The organism is Bacillus sanguinis (assembly GCF_018332475.1).
GTDB lineage: Bacteria > Bacillota > Bacilli > Bacillales > Bacillaceae_G > Bacillus_A > Bacillus_A sanguinis.
The window spans coordinates 1-19,176 of sequence record NZ_BOQB01000026.1 but is presented as its reverse complement, the minus strand read 5'-3'; the positions used below and the strand labels follow the sequence as shown (position 1 = coordinate 19,176).

The following is a 19,176-nucleotide window of genomic DNA, read 5'->3' as shown; positions in this document are numbered from 1 at the left end:
GGTGGAGGGACTGGCCCTATGATACCTCGGCAGCGGATTCGTTATGAATACTGTGCCAATTCCAGCAAGGTAACTTGAAAGATAAGAAAGAAGCTCATTTTGACTGTATATGCAGAAGCCTCTTTCTATCTTTTAGAAAGAGGCTTTTTTACGTGAAAATATAAGGGGGAAGAAAAATGGGAGCGACAGGAGTAACGTCACAAAGAAAAACAATTGAAGAGAGTATTGAAAGAAATAAGGAAAAGTACATAGAAACAAGTCATAATATTCATGCGAATCCGGAAATTGGTAACCAAGAGTTTTACGCATCAAGAACGTTGAGTTTATTGCTAGGAAGTGCAGGATTTCAACTACAACATAATATAGCTGGACATGAAACAGGATTTATCGCGCGAAAAAGTTCAGGAAAACAAGGGCCAGTTATCGCATTTTTAGCTGAGTATGACGCTTTACCAGGGCTAGGTCATGCGTGTGGTCACAATTTAATTGGCACAATTAGCGTTGCGGCAGCGATCGCATTATCAGAAACGCTTGAAGAAATTGGCGGAGAAGTGGTTGTGTTCGGTACCCCGGCGGAAGAAGGAGGACCAAACGGTAGTGCGAAAGCGAGCTATGTAAAAGCAGGTTTATTTAAAGATATTGATGCGGCACTTATGATTCATCCGAGCGGAAAAACAGCAACAACGAGTCCTTCACTAGCAGTTGATCCACTTGATTTTCATTTTTACGGAAAAACAGCTCATGCTGCAGCTTCACCTGAAGAAGGGATTAACGCATTAGATGCGGTTATTCAGCTGTATAACAGTATTAATGCACTTCGTCAGCAACTTCCGTCAGATGTGAAGATTCATGGCGTTATTACAGAAGGAGGAAAAGCACCTAACATTATTCCTGACTACGCCGCAGCAAGGTTCTTCATTCGTGCAGCAACGCGAAAAAGATGTGCGGAAGTAACAGAGAAAGTGAAAAACATCGCACAAGGGGCAGCGCTAGCAACAGGTACGAAAGTAAAAATCCATCAATTCCAAAATGAGATCGATGAATTACTCGTAACAAAAACATTTAACGAAGTCGTAGCCGAAGAACTAGAATTACAAGGCGAAGACGTAAATCGTAAAGAAAGATTTGGCATCGGCTCAACAGACGCAGGAAACGTCAGTCAAGTCGTACCAACAATCCATCCGTACATTAAAATAGGTCCAGATGATTTAATTGCACATACGAATGAATTTAGAGAGGCAGCACGTTCAGAATTAGGAGATAAAGCGTTAATTACATCCGCAAAAGCACTAGCAAATACAGCGTATCGATTAATTACAGAAGAAGGGTTGTTAGAGAAGGTGAAGGAGGAGTTTAGAGAGGCGCAGAGAAATCAGGGATAAGGGGATTAAGGGGCTCTTTTCGAAGCACAATCTAATTAATAAGTAGAGATATAAAAAAGAACATTGAAATATCAATGTTCTTTTTTTGTTTACTAATCATTGATTTTGTTGGTTTTTCTCATAAAGGAAAATCTTTTACTGTTAACGGGGGATAATACGTATCCCTTTATCAGAACGACAATTTTTCCTCAAACTCACTCTTTAAAACAATTAAAGGAGATGATAATCCAAATTGCATTAACGAGTCTAAAAATGCAGCGAGAGAATCCATCGAGTCGCTCATGACCTTCATCATATAATTAAACTCTCCGCTAATTCGATATAAATCTGTTACTTCAGGAGCGGCATTACAATATTGGATAAAATCAGAGCATTGGCTCGTTTTAAACATGATGAATGCTTGAATGTTTTTATTAATTTTGGAAGGCTCAAATTTTGTTCGATAAGCCGCTATAACTCCTTGATCTTCAAGTTTATTAATACGTTCTTTTACAGCAGGTTGCGTCATGGATATAATTCGGCCTATTTCTGAAACGGAAATTCTCGCATTTTCATACAACAAGTTCATAATCTTATGATCGATTTCATCCAGTTTTACTGTGTTTTGCATTGTGTAGCCTCCTTATTTTGTTTTCTAAAGTAAATCATGAATTATAACTATAATATCATAAGCGAATGAATTGAATTACCTATAAATTTATATTTAAAATGATTGGTGTTTACATGAAAATATAAGTATAGGTTTTTATCAAACGGAAATTTAGGAAGGATGGAAAAAATGAAGAATCTTGATGGGAAAGTAGCGTTAGTAACAGGGGCGAGTCGCGGTATTGGTCGTGCGATTGCGATGAGATTGGCAAACGACGGTGCATTAGTTGCGATTCACTACGGCCGAAATAAGGCAGCTGCAGATGAAACAATTCGTGAGATTGAATCTAATGGAGGAAAGGCATTCTTAATTGAAGCAGAACTCAATTCAATTGATGGTGTCAAGAAGCTAGTAGAACAATTAAAGAATGAATTACAAATAAGAGTTGGTGCATCAGAGATTGATATTTTAGTAAACAATGCAGGGATAGGTACACAAGGGACGATTGAAAATACGACAGAAGAAATTTTTGATGAAATTATGGCTGTAAATATTAAGGCGCCGTTCTTTTTAATTCAGCAAACATTGCCATTACTACGAGCAGAAGGGCGTATTATTAACATTTCATCAGCTGAAGTACGACTTGGTTTTACAGGCTCAATTGCATACGGTTTAAGTAAAGGTGCACTAAATACGATGACACTGCCTCTAGCTAAACACCTCGGAGAAAGAGGTATAACAGTGAATACAATTATGCCTGGATATACGAAGACAGATATAAATGCGAAATTGCTAGATAATCCAGAAATACGAAGTTTTGCTACGAATTCATCTGTATTCGGACGAATAGGGCAAGTTGAAGATATTGCAGATGCAGTAGCATTCCTTGCTTCTTCTGATAGCCGCTGGGTAACAGGGCAAATTTTAGATGTTTCTGGAGGGTTTTGTTTATAGACGGAAAACAGCCTATAGCTATTAAGCGAATGAATTGAGGTATCCCAAAAAATATATTCTTATAAGTAACTAGGAATTTTATTTTAATCAAAGTTTAGATTCCTATATTAATTTGTAAAATAAATTCATTTTATGTTATTATGTTTTCTTTGGACTGACAGTTTATCGAACGCATAGTAAATAATAGACAAGTTAAAATAGGGGATGTATTACGTTGAAATGGTTATCATGGGATAGAAATTTAAAAACTAGATTGATTGGCGAAACTATGTTCAACACATTGTTTTGGATGTATTTTCCGTTTATGGCAATATACTATAGTGATGCTTTTGGTAAAACTATCGGTGGGGTTTTAATGGCAATTATACCGCTTGTAGGCATAATAGGTAATTTATTAGGTGGATATTTAGCTGATCGATTAGGACGCCGCCCGGTCATGCTTTTAGGCACCATTATACAGGTAGCAATGTTTGCGGTTTTTGCCTTATCGCATTCACATTGGATTAATTATTTAGCCTATATCGGTATTGGAATTAGTGGGGCGATATACAGTCCAGCAAGTTCTGCAATGATAGCTGATATAGTGCCAGAAAAGGATAGAAGGGTAGTCTTTGCCACTTTTGTTACAGCAAATAATATTGGTGCTGTATTTGGACCGGTGTTAGGTTCATTTTTCTTCTTTCATTATCGAAGTGAATTGTTATGGACTTGTACAATTGTTACATTTATTTATTTTATAGCAATTTATTTCATAATTAGAGAAACGTTGCCCGAAGCTTCTAAAAATGATGGGCACAAAAACAAAATATCGAAAATCTTTAAAGAACAATGGAATAATTATATAAAGATTTTTAGCGATAAAATTTTCTCTCTTTATATAGTTGCTGGAGTATTGATTATGATAGCTTTTATGCAGTTAGATCTTTATCTTGCATTATATGTAAAGGAATTTGTACCAACTCAATCTCTTTTCTCATGGAATACTGGTTCTTTCTCTTTGAGTAATACTCAAATTTTCGGATGGATGATGGGATTGAATGGAATCTTATTTGTTTTATGTTCTCTACCTGTTGCAAAATACTTTGAGAATTGGGGCGACAGAAACGTTTTACTTATCTCTAATGTTTTATTTGGAACGGGTATGTTTTTAATAGGGCTCACAACGAATATATGGCTACTGTTCGGGTTTATGGCAATATTAACAATTGGCGAATTGATTCGTTCGCCAGTTGTACATAGTTTTGTCAGTAAATATGCACCTGAAAATGCTAGAGGACAATATATGGCAGCATCTAATTTACAATTTACCATCGGGCGCTTTATTGCACCTATTATGATTGTATTTTCTACATGGTTATCTCCAAGCGTTGTGTTCGGAATTATACTACTTTGTGCCCTTGTTAGTGCAGTTTTCTATGTGAAAGTATTTCGTATGATTTCAAACACAACTATGCATAATGAATGATGAATTAGTAAAGAAGCTTGTAAATCAATAATAAGCTAATAAAATACTATTTAAAAACGCTATTTTTTTTCGTTGAATCATAGGAGAGAATAGCGTTTTTGTATGTGTAATTTTGTAGAAGTGATAAAGTTCAGGAAGGGGATTTAACGTACACATTGCTTTTAGAGTGTACCTTATATGTTTATTTTTAAATGAAATTTGAGCGAGTAGCGGTTACCCTCGCTTTTTATGAGAACAGAACGGGAGGAAGGTTAAGGAATTAACTACGTTAAAATAGGTTTTTTATATTATGAAAGTTTAGTATTATTAGTTTCTTACATACTTTTCCTATTTATAATGGTATAGTAAAATATAGTAAAAAGAGAGGGGATTAGTATGGCGATAATTGGAATTGATTTAGGGACAACTAATAGTTTAGTAGCAACATGGTCGGAAGATGGTGCAACGCTTATTCCCAATGTTTTAGGTGAATTTCTCACACCATCGGTAGTTAGCGTTGATGAAACGGGTGAAATTTTAGTTGGGCGTATTGCGAAAGAGCGACTAATTACTCATCCACAACTGACAGCAGCAACTTTTAAACGTTTTATAGGAACAGAGAAAAAATATGAGCTGGGTACATATACTTTTTCATCTGAAGAGTTATCATCTTTTGTTATTAAATCTTTGAAACAAGACGCAGAAGCGTATTTAAATGAAGAGGTTACCGGTGCTGTAATTAGTGTCCCTGCCTATTTCAACGATACGCAGAGAAAGTCAACGAAACGTGCAGCGGAAATAGCAGGATTAACAGTAGAACGTCTTATTAGCGAACCAACGGCTGCGGCAATTGCTTATGGCTTATACCAAGAAGAATCGGAAACAAAATTTCTTGTATTTGATTTAGGTGGAGGAACTTTTGATGTTTCCATTTTGGAATTGTTTGAAGGGATAATGGATGTAAAATCTATTGCTGGTGATAATTATCTTGGTGGTGAAGATTTCACAAGAAGTTTAATGACCTTCTTCCTAGAATCGCATCAACTAGATCCAGATTCACTGGATTCAAAAACATTATCATTAATTTATACACAAGCAGAACGTTGTAAGCTTACTTTGTGTAATGAATCAGCTGCGACTATGAATGTTGTGATTCATAATCAAACATATGAAACGAGTATAAATAGGGGGGAATTCGAAAAAATTGTAACGCCACTACTGTTACGTCTTCGTTATCCAATTGAACGTGCTCTTCGCGATGCTTCGTTAAACCCGAATGATTTAGATGCTGTAATTTTAATTGGTGGAGCTACTCGAATGCCTCTTGTGAAATCTGTTATTTCTAAAATGTTTGGGCGTATGCCTTATGCAAATATAAATCCAGATGAAACAGTTGCTTTAGGTGCTGCAATTCAAGTTGCCTTAAAAGAACGAAATAAGGCTTTAGAAGAAGTGATTTTAACCGATGTCTGTCCATATTCTTTAGGAACAAGTGTTGTTCAAGAATTTGGAGATGGTAAGTCAGAGTCTGGGTACTTCTTCCCTATTATAGAGAGAAATACACCAATTCCTGTAAGTAAGGTGGAGCGACTATATACAGTAAAGGATAAACAACAATTTATAACTATTGATGTTTATCAAGGGGAAAACCGTAGGGTAGTAAATAATTTAAAACTAGGTGAGCTCAAAATTAAGATTCCTCCTGCTCCTGCTGGAAATGAGTCGGTTGATATTCGTTATACATACGACATTAATGGCATTCTTGAAGTTGAGGTAATAAGTACATCAACTGGAGAAAAGAAAAGAACGATCATACAGCAAAACGCTGGAAATCTTACAGATGCAGAAATAGAAAAGAGACTTTTAGAGTTAAGAGATATTAAAATTCATCCGAGAGATAGAGAAGAAAATCGACTTCTTCTTGCAAAGTGCGAAAGGCTTTATGAAGAGTTACTTGGTGATGAACGCAAAAAGATTTCTATATTACTGCAACAATTTGAGAGCGTGCTTACAACGCAAAATGATAAAAAGATTAAAGAAGCTTCCAGTATATTAAAAGAACATATTGAAAGTATGGAAAGGTGGGCAAATCGCTAATGAGTATTTGGAATACATTGGAGATTGAACCTACTGACGATATTTCAGTGATTAAAAAAGCTTATGCAAAACTCCTGAAAATACATCATCCAGAAGATGACCCCGAAGGATATCAAAGATTAAGAGAAGCGTTTGACGAGGCAGTGAAAAGTGCGAAAAATATGAAAGATAAGCCGTCGATTCAAATAGATGAAATGAATGCTTCTGATAGGGAACTTGTATTTTCTCCATGGACTGATAGTGATGCGGAAATTGCTACTACTACAATTGCTGAACATCCAGTCTATACATTCATGGAAAGTGTTGAGATGCTTTATGATAATTTCTTTGCACGGATAGAGCAGGGGAATTGGGAGGAAATATTGCGTTCAGATGTGATATGGGATGTTCAATATGCAGCAGCACTACAAGATCAGTTAATTGAATTTTTCTTATATCATTATCACTTCCCACATTCGATTTGGGAATTAATCGATCAAGTATTTCGATTCAGCGAGCAAAGAAATGATTTAGTAAATGAATATGGAGAAAATACAATTCAATTTTTATTAGAAAGAATTAGCGGCGAAAAAGAAATGCGTTATGATATCTTTGAAAAAACTGCTGATTTAGATTTTGAGTTGTATTTCTATATACGAGAAGAAATACAAAGGAAACTGATAGCGGATGAATTAGAAGATGTAAAAGAAGAACTGGATCGCGCGTTTGCAATGTATCAAAGGGACCCTGAATTATTACGTATGCAAGGTATTTATTATTTACGTATAGACAATAAGGAGAAGGCATTACAAGCATTTAGCAATATTCTGTTGATTGATAAAGATGACCCAGATGCATTATTATATCGTGCTCATATTCAGCATAATCTTGGTCAATTTCATGATGCTATCAAAGATTGTGAACATCTTCTTTCTGTCCATCCAGAGCATATGGATGCGATGCTCTGGATGACAAAATGTTTAGAAAAAGTGGGAGAAATAGAGAAAGCTGAAAAAATAGTGCAGGATGCTTTACAAATAGATATAAACCATGTTGAGTTTCTCTCATATTTCAATTCATTTATGGCACAAAGGGGAAAGAAACCAAATAAACCAGGGTTTACAATGGCTTATGTATTTGGTTGGATATTGATGTATAGTGGCATGTTTTTAAGGCGTACTTGGGTGTATATTTTATTTTTTATTCTTGCTATTATTACGCGATTACCTTTCAAATATATCCTTCTTCTTCCAGTTGTTTGGGAAGCATGGAAGTTTTATAGACTGAAAATCAAAATATAAGGAGGAGCTTAAGTGTTCGTTTCAAGAAAGAAAAAACAGGTAGAACAATATTTTCGATGCATGTCTACAATATGTATGGATACTTATCTTCTTATTCATTATTTTACAAAATATGAATTTACATTTATAAGAGACCGTATACTTGGGAAAAAGTTTTTGAAAGCACAATTACGAAGATTTGATTGTACCGAACCGGAACAATTAAAAGAAATGATTGAGTGGCTATTAAAAGAAGGATCGCGCCAAGAATTTCAAACTATGCACAATCAATTAACTCCTCTTTCAGAAGCACAGCGAAAGCTATTACTTCCAAGACAATCAAACGATGAAAAAATGTACGTTGTGAATTACTCATTGCACATGCTACCTGATGCTGGGATTGCTGCATTTGATTATGCATGGTGTATTTGTTTAAGTCGAATTGGTAAAAGATTAGGTTATTTATCTAAAAAAGAAGCGGAGCATTATATGATACAAGCGGCAAAACTTGCTCAAAACTCCTATTCAGATTGGCATGAGTATTTTCTTGCTTTTCATATCGGTAGTCACTTTAATAAATTGGACATAAAATTCACGAACGAAAATAAATACAATATTTGTTACAACTTGGATATGTTTAGAATTAGAGGTTCTTATCTGAATACAATTGCATGGAAGAATGACCTCCTTACAGATTTAAAGGAAGGATAATTTTTGAGGTGAACCTTATACTAGACCGGATTATATTAAATTTGTTAATAAATAATACTTTACCAAATGAAGAAGGCGCAGTATGGTTGTTTGAAGGTCTAATTTTAGTTCCATAACAGAACTTTATGTTAAATCAATTGAGAAATGAGAAGGTTCTTCAAAGGGTCTTTATTTCGTATAAAAATAGTACGTTATCCTATTTATGAGAATCATAGTAAGGATAACGTACTATTTTTTCTATTATGTAAATACATTCAGATACAATGATTTGCTTATTAAGGAACTACAAGTATATTATCTACAAGATGGGAAAAGAGGGGACTGAGATAATAGAAGGATGAAGCGTTTAATAGAAAGCAGTTCATCTCCATTTACTATTCGATAACTTTTAAATTTTGTTATGGGAAAGAAGAGAATGTTATATTAATCAAAAAAACTTGATTAATAAGTTGCATAATGAACGCACTAGCGTATATACTATAAACATCAAAAAAAGTTGATGAAGGGAGAGGGAACTACAGTGGCACAAGATTTTAAGCTCTATGAGAAAAAATTTAAAGCGTTGGCGGATCAGAAGCGTTTAGAAATCATGTATGAACTTTGCCAGCGAGGCCAGACGTGTGTATGTGATTTAACAGAGATTTTTGAAATGACGCAATCTAAGTTGTCCTATCATTTAAAGATTTTATTAGACGCAGGTTTAATTGTAAAAGAAACAAAGGGCACGTGGAGTTATTATGATTTAAATGATGCGGAAGTAAATAATTTATTATCAGAAGAATTGTGCTGTATCTTTAGAAAAACAGGCAAAGGAAGCTGTTGTTAAAATTTTGCACTATTAATCAAAAAAACTTGATTAATAACATGTAAAGAGGAGGAATAAGGTATGAGATATGTTCACGTTGGTATAAATGTTACGAATTTAGAGAAGTCTATTGAATTTTACGAAAAGGTATTTGGTGTATCGCCAGTTAAGGTGAAAACGGATTATGCAAAATTTTTATTAGAGACGCCAGGACTTAATTTTACGCTGAACGTACGAGATGAAGTGAAAGGAAATCAGGTGAATCATTTCGGTTTCCAAGTAGAGACAGCTGAAGAAATTACATTACATAAAGAGCGATTAGAAAAAGAAGGTTTCTTTGCGCGTGATGAGATGGATACGACTTGTTGCTATGCGGTTCAAGATAAGTTTTGGGTAACGGATCCTGATGGGAATGAGTGGGAGTTCTTTTATACGAAAGCACATAGTGATGTTCAAAAAATAGAAGATCCATCTTGTTGCACGACTTCTAACGTAGTAGAAAAAAATTCTTGTTGTTAATAGGAGATGGAAAATAAAATGAAACGTTTATCTTTTCTAGACCGATATTTAACACTATGGATTTTTCTAGCGATGGCTGTTGGGATTGGTTTAGGGTTTGTGTTTCCTAGTGTAGTAGATGGACTGAATACATTACAAGTGGGAACAACGTCTATCCCGCTTGCTGTTGGTTTAATTGTAATGATGTATCCACCATTAGCGAAAGTCCGCTATGAGGAAATGGGCCGAGTATTTAAAGATGTAAAAGTGTTGGTTTTATCTTTAGTACAAAACTGGATTATCGGACCTGTACTTATGTTTGTTTTAGCAATTATTTTCCTTCCTGATAAGCCAGAATACATGGTTGGTCTCATTATGATTGGATTGGCACGTTGCATTGCAATGGTAATTGTTTGGAACGATCTTGCTGATGGGGATAAAGAGTATGCGGCAGGTTTAGTGGCTTTTAACTCGGTATTTCAAATGTTATTTTTCTCTGTTTATGCATACTTGTTTGTAACCGTAATTCCAGAATGGTTAGGGATTGAAGGTGCTATTGTCGATATTACAATGATAGAAGTAGCAAAATCAGTATTTATCTATTTGGGAATTCCTTTTATAGCAGGTATGTTGACACGCTTTGTACTAGTTAAGTTAAAAGGAAGACAGTGGTATGAAAAGGTGTTTATACCTAAGATTAGTCCACTTACATTGATTGCATTGCTATTTACAATCATCATTATGTTTTCTTTAAAAGGGGAGATGATTGTTAGCGTGCCACTAGATGTAGTAAGAATAGCGATTCCGTTATTCATCTATTTTATTGTGATGTTTTTTGTTTCTTTCTTTATGGGAAGAAAAATTGGTGCAAACTATCCGGTGACTACAACGTTAGCATTTACAGCAGGTAGTAATAACTTTGAATTAGCGATTGCTGTGGCAGTTGGTGTGTTTGGTATTCATTCAGGCGCAGCATTTGCAGCTGTTATCGGTCCTTTAGTTGAAGTACCTGTCATGATTGCACTTGTAAACGTCGCTTTTTGGTTTAAACGAAAATATTTTAATGATCAATCAACTTAAAAACAAAGGTGGAAAACAACATGGAAAACAAAAAGACAATTTACTTTTTATGCACAGGAAATTCATGCCGAAGCCAAATGGCAGAAGCATGGGGAAAGAAATATTTAGGAGATAAGTGGAATGTTTATTCTGCAGGAATCGAAGCACATGGAGTAAATCCAAACGCAATTAAAGCAATGAACGAAGTAAATATCGACATAACAAATCAAACATCAGATATAATTGATGCAAACATTTTAAATAGTGCTGATTTAGTCGTTACGCTTTGTAGTCATGCAGATGCTGTCTGTCCATCTACTCCGCCGCATGTGAATCGTGTTCACTGGGGATTTGATGATCCAGCAGGAAAAGAATGGTCTGAATTTCAACGTGTGCGTGATGAAATTGGTGAACGTATAAAGTGCTTTTCTGAAACAGGGGAGTAAATAAAGAAAAGAGTCAATCTTCTATTGCATAGGAGATTGGCTTTTTTTATACATAAAGCCGACTACATTGATTTACAAAAAATACTAAATTAAATAGAGAATATTCTGATGAAATGATAAAGTTAGAATAGATTGGTTTCGGAAAGGTGGTTTAACTTATGATTTCTGAATTAAGTAAGAATGATTTTTATAAATGTAGCAGTTTAATAAATGAACACGGACAATTAGAAGTCAAAGCTGTAATTACGGGAGTGAATCCTGGTCGAATATTTGTAGATAACGAGACTTCTCCTAATTCGGGACTCATTTGGTTAGGGAATAATGATGGCTTCTTCTTTATTGGAGATGCTGAAAATGAAGAGTTTAATAAAGAAATGAATCGTTTTATTAATCATGTAATAGTACCTGAGGCGAGGACAGCAGGACTAGATTGCTTTGAAGGAATCGGGAATCATTCAAAGTGGAATAAAACAATCGAAAGAATATTTCAGCACCGTAACTTAAAGAGTTGGAATCAAAGAGTGTATATGCTAAGAAAAGAGGATTATGAAAATCATCATGAGCCTAAATTTGAACAGGGATATACTGTGCTGAAAATGAGTAAAGCTCTCTATGAAAATAATAATAAGACATTTAAGAACATTGATTTTTTACAATCAAAAATTTTAGAGTTTTGGTCTTCACCGGATTGTTTTTTCAATGAAGGAATCGGTTATTGCATTGTTTATGGTGATCTAATTGTGAGTGTTTGTTTTTCAGGATTTGTATTTGAAAATATACACTGTATAGATATTGAAACAATAGAGGAGCATCAGGGGAGAAAATTAGCTCAAACGATAGCTCATAGTTTCGTAAAAGAGTGTTTGGAGAATAATATCATTCCATATTGGGACTGTATGGAATTAAATAAACCTTCTGTGGCCGTCGTAGAAAATGTAGGCTTTACAAATGTGTTTAATTACGTAGGATATTATTTTTCTTTTGATTAAATTAAGTGTATTTTACAAACCTATCATCGAGGGTTGTTACATGTAAGGAGAATAGAATGAAACACATAATAAAAGACATATTAATAAATTATTTTGAAGAAATTCATTCACTAGCAGTGGAAGAAGAATTACATAATGATAGTTGGAATCCAGATTTACACTATAAAATTAGGGTAAATGGAAAGCGGTATTCCGCAAGGTTTATAAATAGCAAGCGAACAATCAATCCAGCCTTTGGGGCGTTATCAAACGAACAACTAATAGAGCAAGTACGCTTTACGTATTATTTACGCAAGCATGGAATTCCTTTTATGCAAATGAACAAGAATAGGGCAGGAGATTCATTTATGATTGTTACTTGGAATGGTGAACAATACCGATTTGTATTGTCTAATTGGATTGAAGGAGAACATATTACACATTGTACAGAAGCTATCGCAAAAGCCTTCGGAAAGGAAGCGAGAAAGATCCATGATATTTCTTGCGCATTTCAAAGCTCGATTTTTCAAAAGAAATCTCACTTGGATGGGTATGCCCAGTTTATTCATATGTTAGAAAGTAAGGCAAGCGCATGTAAAGAATTACGGGAGTATATAGATCTTGCTAAATATCATATAAAGTGCGCATATACGAGTGAATTAGAGTTTATCGTACAAACAGATTTAAATCCTTTGAATGTTTTATGGGACTCAAATCAACAGGTAAAAGGAATTGTAGATTTTGAATCGATTGGATATGTTGATCGTATGGAAGGATTAGCTTTTTTACTAAAATGGTATTCTCGAACGGAAGGAATACAATCACATGAAGTCAGTTCAAGTGTTGCTAGTGCATTTTTAGAAGGGTATAAGGCTCATAATATTTTAACTTTAAATGATTATGAAAGACTTTCTTCATTACTTTGGCTATCCGGTAGTTTGAATTGGAATTTTGTGAAGAAAACGCTAAGTGTAATAAGTGATGAGAGGGAATTAGAAGAACATTTGGAAGTTTATAGAGTGAGGGGAGAAAGACTATCTTCATTATTAATTTGTATATAACATGTATTCTCCTAATTTGGGATTCAAATAAGAAACCATATGAGGTGTTCTAAAAATGAAAATACAAATTGTATTGTTTGATGGATTCGGAGAGCTCGTCTCTTTTGCACCTTTTGAAGTACTGAAAAGAGCAATAGAAGAAGGAGCTCCATTTACGGTTGAATTCGTTTCAAGTGAACAAAAACAAGAAGTTACTACTTCGTTTGGAGTTACAGTTAAATTACATGATTTTTTACGAATGGATAATCGTCCAGATTTGTTAATTGTACCTGGTGGCGGCTGGAATCATAAAGCAAAGCATGGGGCACGCAAGCAAGCAGAGCTTGGTACTTTGACTGAAATGATTAAAGAGATGCACAATGAAGGAACGATTGTTGCGGGAGTTTGTACAGGAGGTATGCTGCTAGCAGCCTCAGGTATATTGAATGGTAAAAAGGCGACGATGCATCATTTGGCGCAGAGTGAAATGAGTAAATATGGAGCAGAACTTCTTCCTTACAGAATTGTGGATCAAGGCGATATCATTACTGCAAGAGGAGTTACTTCAGGAATTGATTTGGGACTTTGGATTACGGAAAAGTTCGCAAGTTCTAAAATTGCAGCTGCTGTTGAATATAGAATGGAATATGAGCGGCGGGGTGTTGTTTGGGAGTAATTTAATTATATTATATTGCTTATTTTTCACAGTAATATCTTTTTTTAAAAATCATAAAATAGATAATATATTTTGTTCCACATTGATAATTATTTTCATTATATATTTATAAATTAGTAAAATTTAGTTTACAAATTTGCGTCTAGCTTATATAATTTGACTCATATAAAAAAGTTTCCCTTAGGAAACTTAAATGCGGATGGACATTCGCTGTATATTTTTTTGTTTAAAAGTTGCCTTAGCGCAAAATAATTATATAGACGAAAAAAAGAAAGGGGAATGCATAAAAAATGGTTGAGGCTATAATTGTCAAAGATTTGTTTGTATCTTATCAAGGGAATCAAGTAGTTCAAAATGTTTCTTTTGAAATTGAAAAAGGGAAGCTCGTTGGAATTATTGGTCCAAACGGTGCGGGGAAATCTACTTTAATGAAAGCTGTTTTAAATCTAATTCCAAGTGATAAGGGATATGTTCAAGTTCTTGGGGAGGATATTCGAAGTGCTAGAAAGTATGTTGCTTATGTACCACAAAGAAGTGATATCGATTGGGATTTCCCGATTACAGTTTTAGATGTGGTGCTAATCGGAACGTATCCATCTTTAGGGATGATGAAAAGACCGAAGAAAGAGCATCGAGATTGGGCATTTGAATGTTTAAAAAAGGTCGGCATGGAAGAGTTTAAAAATCGCCAAATTGGTGAGCTTTCAGGTGGACAACAACAACGTGTCTTTTTAGCGAGAGCATTAGCACAAAAGGCGGAGATATTTTTCTTAGATGAACCGTTTGTTGGAATTGATGTAACAAGTGAAGAGACAATTATTAAAATTCTTAGAGAATTACGTAAAGAAGGAAAAACAATTGTTGTTGTACATCACGACCTAAGTAAAGCAGAGTCCTATTTTGATAAATTACTATTATTGAATAAGAGCTTAATTCATTACGGAGAAGTAAGGCAAGTATTAGAACCAACTGTTATGTCAAAAGCGTATGTAAATCACGGCATATTGTTTAATAATGCAGCGGAGGTACATTCATCATGAAGATTGTAGAATTTATAGATGCATTAATGCAGTACGGTTTTCTGCAGAAAGCGTTATTAACTTCCGTTATGGTAGGAGTTATTTGCGGCGTAATTGGCTGTTTTATTATTTTACGAGGTATGGCTTTAATGGGAGATGCCATTTCACATGCTGTTCTTCCAGGCGTAGCCCTTTCTTATATGATTGGTATGAACTATTTTATAGGGGCGGTTTTAACAGGAGTTATTACTGCAGTTGGAATCGGATTTGTAAGTCAAAATAGTCGTATTAAACATGATATGGCGATAGGGATTATGTTTACATCTGTTTTCGCTATAGGGATTATTTTAATTACCTTTATGAAGAGTAGTTCGGATTTGTATCATATTTTATTCGGAAATGTCCTATCAGTTCGTTCTTCTGATATGTGGATGACACTTATTATCGGAGTAGTCATTATTGGGCTTGTGATGTTGTTTTACAAAGAATTACTCGTATCCACTTTTGATCCAACGATGGCGCAAAGCTATGGATTACCGAACAAATGGATTCATTATGGCTTAATGATTTTACTTACAATGGTTACAGTAGCATCGCTTCAAACTGTAGGAATTATTTTAGTTGTCGCTATGCTTATTACACCAGCGGCTACAGCGTATTTATTAACAAATCGTCTATGGGTCATGATTTATTTAGCTGCAGGTATTGGTGCACTTTCATCTGTAGTAGGGTTATATTTTAGTTTCTCGTATAATCTTGCTTCAGGTGCAACAATCGTTCTCGTTGCAACATTCTTGTTCGCATTGGCATTTTTTTTCTCACCGTCACAAGGTTTGTTTTGGAGAGCTATTAAAATTAGAAAAAATAGAGCAGAGTTGTCATAATTGATAGGAGGATAATGATGAAATTAAAAAATATTTTATTATCGGTAATTTGTATTTTCGTATTTGCATTAACAGCGTGTTCTAGTAACACAAATGGAAAAGAAGAGGGTAGTGGAAAATTAAAAGCTGTAACAACATACTCCATTATATACGATATGGTGAAGCAAATTGGTGGAGATAAAGTTGAGATTCATAGTCTTGTTCCAATTGGAGCTAACCCACATGAATATGATCCACTACCAAAAGATGTTATGAAAATGACAGATGCAGATATGGTGTTTTACAATGGGTTAAACTTAGAAGAGGGCGGAGCATGGTTTAAAAAACTATTAAAAACGGCAAATAAATCAGAGAAAGATGCACCTGTTTATAAAGTAAGTGAAGGTGTAGAAGCTATTTATTTAGAAACAAAAGGATTAGAAAAAGAACCAGACCCACATGCATGGATGAATATGAAAAACGGTATTGTATATGCTGAAAATGTGAAGAAAGCATTAATTAAAGAAGATCCTAAAAATAAAGAGTTCTATACTAAAAATGCCGACAAGTATGTAGCGGAACTTCAAAAGTTGCACGATGAAACAGTGAATAGAATTCATCAAATCCCAGAGGAAAAACGTTTCTTAATTTCTAGTGAAGGTGCATTTAAATATTTTGGAAAAGCATATGGAATTAAGACGGGATACATTTGGGAAATCAACTCAGAAAATCAAGGTACGCCAGATCAAATTAGAGATGTCGTAAGTTTAATTCAAACAAACAAAGTTCCGGGTTTATTTGTCGAAACAAGTGTAGATCGACGTAGTATGGAAACTGTTTCAAAAGAAACAAACGTACCAATTGCAGGTACAATTTTTACAGATTCACTAGGTAAATCAGGTGAGGATGGAGATACGTATTTGAAAATGATGAAATGCAATACAGATACCATTATTAATGGGTTACAGAAATAAAATCTATCTAGTGCAACTATTGAAATTTTATATGAAAAGATAGAGCCAACTCATGTGAATTGGCTCTTCTTTTATGTATCATGTTTTATTAATAATTAGGCTGAATATAACCTAACTTTATTCCCTTTGTGACCGCTTCTAAAGAAGAGGAAACATTTAATTTATCAAATACGTGTTGAATGTGATTAGAGATTGTACGTTCGCTAGCGTATAGCATGGAAGCAATTTCTTTACGCTTATAGCCATCACATAGTAATTGTAAAATTTGTTTCTCACTATGAGTTAATTCTTCAATTATTTCAGTAGAGGTTGGAAAATGCAATGCGCCTTTATTAATGTCATTTAATATTTGCACCAATACTTCAGGTAAAATATTTTTATTGATGAAACCACTTACACCTAGTTTCTGAGCTTCATACTGGTAAACAGGTAAATCATAACCGGTTAATATAACTATTTTTGTATTACATTTACTATCCAAAATCATTTTAGCTACTTCCAAACCATCTTCACTACTGATATTGCTTAAATTAATATCTAATAAGATAATATCTGGTTTAAATTGTTTGATCATTGTAATGACATTTTCGATATTTTGTAATGAGTGAAAGGCATCTATTTCAGGATAATCTTCTAAGGCTATTTCCAAGCTTTTTGCAAACAAAGCGTGATCATCTATTAATAAAATGTTTATAGGAATCGTCTCCTTTCATCGGAATAAAAATGGTAATGCATAAACCAGAAGAATTACTATTTGAAATGGTCATTTCACCATTTAATAAAAGTAGTTGTTCTTTAATTGAATTCAATCCTTTATGACCATTTAGTATGTCTGCTTCGGTAGTTGTTAAACCTTTACCATCATCTTTCACAATAAGTTTTATTTCACCATTTTTTTGTGTTAAATCTACATGTATCTGTGAACAATTTGAATGTTTAAATGCATTCGTTACTAGTTCTTTTAAAATTCGATATACGACAAGCTGATAGGGCTCTACTAAAAACAAGTCGTCATTACACGTAAAGGATATATTAACATGTTTCATTTCATATTTTTTTTGTATCATTTTGAGTAGATTAAGATAATTTTCTTTTAATGTAAGTGTTTTTAATAGAGTTGGATGATACTCTTGCATTTCAATGCGTATTGTATGACTTAAGTTGTCCAGTGTCGCTACGATCATGTCATGAATTTCTTTTTTGTCAGATTTGTTCATCATATTTTTAACAGCCAATATGTCTTGTAGTATTTCATCATGTAAATAATTAGAAAATCCACTTTTTAATTGTTCTTCTTTTACGATTTGTACTAAGTTATGAACATACGAACTGTCTGGCAAAGTTTTTAATATTTTTGTATTCAAATTTGAGATAGTGTTTTTTGTGTCTTGAAATAATAATGTGAAATAAAGCTGAACGAACCAAATAATTGTATGTATAAAAATGAAATAAGTAATCATATTGAATCGAAATAGTAACCCAAGTGCACTTATAAAAATAAAAATGCATAAAAACATAAAAGCAATTGCACCTTTTTTTAAGGGGAAATATTGTTTCATATATATATGATTTTTAAAAGCTATTGTATGAATACTAAATAGGGGGAACAGAATTATTATGTACCATCCTAAATTATTTACATATTCGGGACTCTTCCCAAATAACGTAACATATACAATAAAGGGAAAGATAAGAATTGCAGTAGATGTAAGTAAATACTTTTTTTCACTTTTAAAAACAAATTGTATTCGTTTGTGATGTTGTAGGAATAGAAAAATAATCCAACTCAAACTAATAAACCATTGAAATGAAAATAAAACAGAAAATACTCTATCGTTTATTAAATATGCGCCTAATGTTAGTAAACATGTAATTCGTAAAATCCAATCTTTTTCTTTTTTATAACTATAAATAGAATCTTGGAAAAAGAATAGGAGTATAAATTGCACGATTTTATATAGAATGAATACACTCAGTAGTGTACTGAATGTGCGAAAAATCTGGTTGTCATTCAGTGTAAGTAAAAACTGCCAAGAAGTAAAAAGTAGTAAACTAGAAAACTGTGATAATAGAGTATTGTTTTTTAAGTTGATAAAACTAATATATGATCCATAAATGGATATGATCGTTATAAGCAGTAAAGGGAGTAATTTTGCTGTTCCTATAATATTATTCGTTGAAAATTCATAGCATAAAAAAATAATCATACAAAGTTGATTAATTAATATTAAAATTTGTTTTTGTTCATAGTACTTTTTCATAAACTCACTTACCTTTGTTAGATTACATACAGATAAAGCTGATGTTTTTTTATTTATCATCAGCTTTATCTATAGTTTTTTACTTTTTCTTGTTAAATATAATTTTATAACATGCTCTTTTTGTTAACAAA

General features: G+C 33.7%; 19 protein-coding genes and 1 riboswitch. Of the genes, 16 read left to right on the top strand and 3 right to left on the bottom strand.

What is annotated here, in order from left to right:
- Positions 1–88: riboswitch (SAM riboswitch) on the top strand. This riboswitch is flagged as partial in the annotation.
- 88 nt (positions 89–176) lie between these two features.
- Positions 177–1,382, top strand: a complete 1,206-nt coding sequence (locus tag KI369_RS04115; RefSeq protein ID WP_212955114.1) for a M20 family metallopeptidase — start codon at positions 177–179, stop codon at positions 1,380–1,382.
- A 169-nt stretch (positions 1,383–1,551) separates the two neighbouring features.
- Here the strand turns inward: KI369_RS04115 and KI369_RS04110 are convergent, their stop codons facing one another.
- Positions 1,552–1,992, bottom strand: a complete 441-nt coding sequence (locus KI369_RS04110) for an Lrp/AsnC family transcriptional regulator (RefSeq protein ID WP_001181721.1) — start codon at positions 1,990–1,992, stop codon at positions 1,552–1,554.
- Positions 1,993–2,160: 168 nt separating this feature from the next.
- On the opposite strand from KI369_RS04110, the gene KI369_RS04105 reads away from it, so the two are divergent.
- From KI369_RS04105 to mntA, 15 genes are all read left to right on the top strand, one after another.
- On the top strand, positions 2,161–2,925 hold the full coding sequence (locus KI369_RS04105; RefSeq protein WP_212955113.1) for an SDR family oxidoreductase: 765 nt from the start codon (positions 2,161–2,163) through the stop codon (positions 2,923–2,925).
- A gap of 214 nt (positions 2,926–3,139) precedes the next feature.
- Positions 3,140–4,390: an MDR family MFS transporter gene (locus KI369_RS04100; protein WP_000871754.1), complete on the top strand. Its 1,251-nt coding sequence runs from the start codon at positions 3,140–3,142 to the stop codon at positions 4,388–4,390.
- A gap of 375 nt (positions 4,391–4,765) precedes the next feature.
- Positions 4,766–6,466 carry a molecular chaperone HscC gene (gene hscC, locus KI369_RS04095; protein ID WP_000974589.1) on the top strand — a complete coding sequence of 567 codons (1,701 nt, stop codon included), beginning with the start codon at positions 4,766–4,768 and terminating at the stop codon, positions 6,464–6,466.
- Entirely contained in the window at positions 6,466–7,746 is a 1,281-nt protein-coding gene (locus KI369_RS04090; protein ID WP_212955112.1) for a J domain-containing protein, read from the top strand. Before hscC ends, KI369_RS04090 begins: the two co-directional genes overlap by 1 nt.
- A gap of 12 nt (positions 7,747–7,758) precedes the next feature.
- Positions 7,759–8,436: a DUF1266 domain-containing protein gene (locus KI369_RS04085; RefSeq protein ID WP_073525122.1), complete on the top strand. Its 678-nt coding sequence runs from the start codon at positions 7,759–7,761 to the stop codon at positions 8,434–8,436.
- Between the two features lie 499 nt (positions 8,437–8,935).
- Positions 8,936–9,262 carry an ArsR/SmtB family transcription factor gene (arsR, locus tag KI369_RS04080; RefSeq protein WP_212955111.1) on the top strand — a complete coding sequence of 109 codons (327 nt, stop codon included), beginning with the start codon at positions 8,936–8,938 and terminating at the stop codon, positions 9,260–9,262.
- A 60-nt stretch (positions 9,263–9,322) separates the two neighbouring features.
- Complete coding sequence (locus KI369_RS04075) at positions 9,323–9,760, top strand: ArsI/CadI family heavy metal resistance metalloenzyme (protein ID WP_212955110.1); 438 nt, start codon at positions 9,323–9,325, stop codon at positions 9,758–9,760.
- A gap of 18 nt (positions 9,761–9,778) precedes the next feature.
- Positions 9,779–10,819, top strand: a complete 1,041-nt coding sequence (gene arsB, locus KI369_RS04070; RefSeq protein ID WP_212955109.1) for an ACR3 family arsenite efflux transporter — start codon at positions 9,779–9,781, stop codon at positions 10,817–10,819.
- A gap of 20 nt (positions 10,820–10,839) precedes the next feature.
- Positions 10,840–11,244: an arsenate reductase (thioredoxin) gene (gene arsC / locus KI369_RS04065; RefSeq protein WP_212955108.1), complete on the top strand. Its 405-nt coding sequence runs from the start codon at positions 10,840–10,842 to the stop codon at positions 11,242–11,244.
- 158 nt (positions 11,245–11,402) lie between these two features.
- Positions 11,403–12,233 (top strand): GNAT family N-acetyltransferase, encoded by an 831-nt coding sequence (locus tag KI369_RS04060; RefSeq protein ID WP_212955107.1) that lies wholly within the window; start codon positions 11,403–11,405, stop codon positions 12,231–12,233.
- Positions 12,234–12,289: 56 nt separating this feature from the next.
- On the top strand, positions 12,290–13,273 hold the full coding sequence (locus tag KI369_RS04055) for a phosphotransferase enzyme family protein (protein WP_212955106.1): 984 nt from the start codon (positions 12,290–12,292) through the stop codon (positions 13,271–13,273).
- A gap of 55 nt (positions 13,274–13,328) precedes the next feature.
- The gene (locus tag KI369_RS04050; RefSeq protein WP_212955105.1) at positions 13,329–13,928 is read left to right on the top strand and encodes a DJ-1/PfpI family protein; all 600 of its coding nucleotides are present in this window, start codon (positions 13,329–13,331) and stop codon (positions 13,926–13,928) included.
- Positions 13,929–14,218: 290 nt separating this feature from the next.
- Entirely contained in the window at positions 14,219–14,968 is a 750-nt protein-coding gene (locus KI369_RS04045; RefSeq protein ID WP_212955104.1) for a metal ABC transporter ATP-binding protein, read from the top strand.
- Complete coding sequence (locus KI369_RS04040) at positions 14,965–15,831, top strand: metal ABC transporter permease (RefSeq protein ID WP_212955103.1); 867 nt, start codon at positions 14,965–14,967, stop codon at positions 15,829–15,831. The genes KI369_RS04045 and KI369_RS04040 overlap by 4 nt, the downstream gene beginning before the upstream one ends.
- A gap of 17 nt (positions 15,832–15,848) precedes the next feature.
- Positions 15,849–16,784, top strand: coding sequence for a metal ABC transporter substrate-binding protein (gene mntA, locus KI369_RS04035; protein WP_212955102.1), 936 nt, complete (start codon positions 15,849–15,851; stop codon positions 16,782–16,784).
- A gap of 88 nt (positions 16,785–16,872) precedes the next feature.
- Here the strand turns inward: mntA and KI369_RS04030 are convergent, their stop codons facing one another.
- Together KI369_RS04030 and KI369_RS04025 are read right to left on the bottom strand one after the other, a co-directional pair.
- Positions 16,873–17,478, bottom strand: coding sequence for a response regulator transcription factor (locus tag KI369_RS04030; RefSeq protein WP_212955115.1), 606 nt, complete (start codon positions 17,476–17,478; stop codon positions 16,873–16,875).
- The gene (locus KI369_RS04025) at positions 17,456–19,045 is read right to left on the bottom strand and encodes an ATP-binding protein (protein ID WP_212955101.1); all 1,590 of its coding nucleotides are present in this window, start codon (positions 19,043–19,045) and stop codon (positions 17,456–17,458) included. Before KI369_RS04025 ends, KI369_RS04030 begins: the two co-directional genes overlap by 23 nt.
- Between the last annotated feature and the right edge of the window lie 131 nt (positions 19,046–19,176).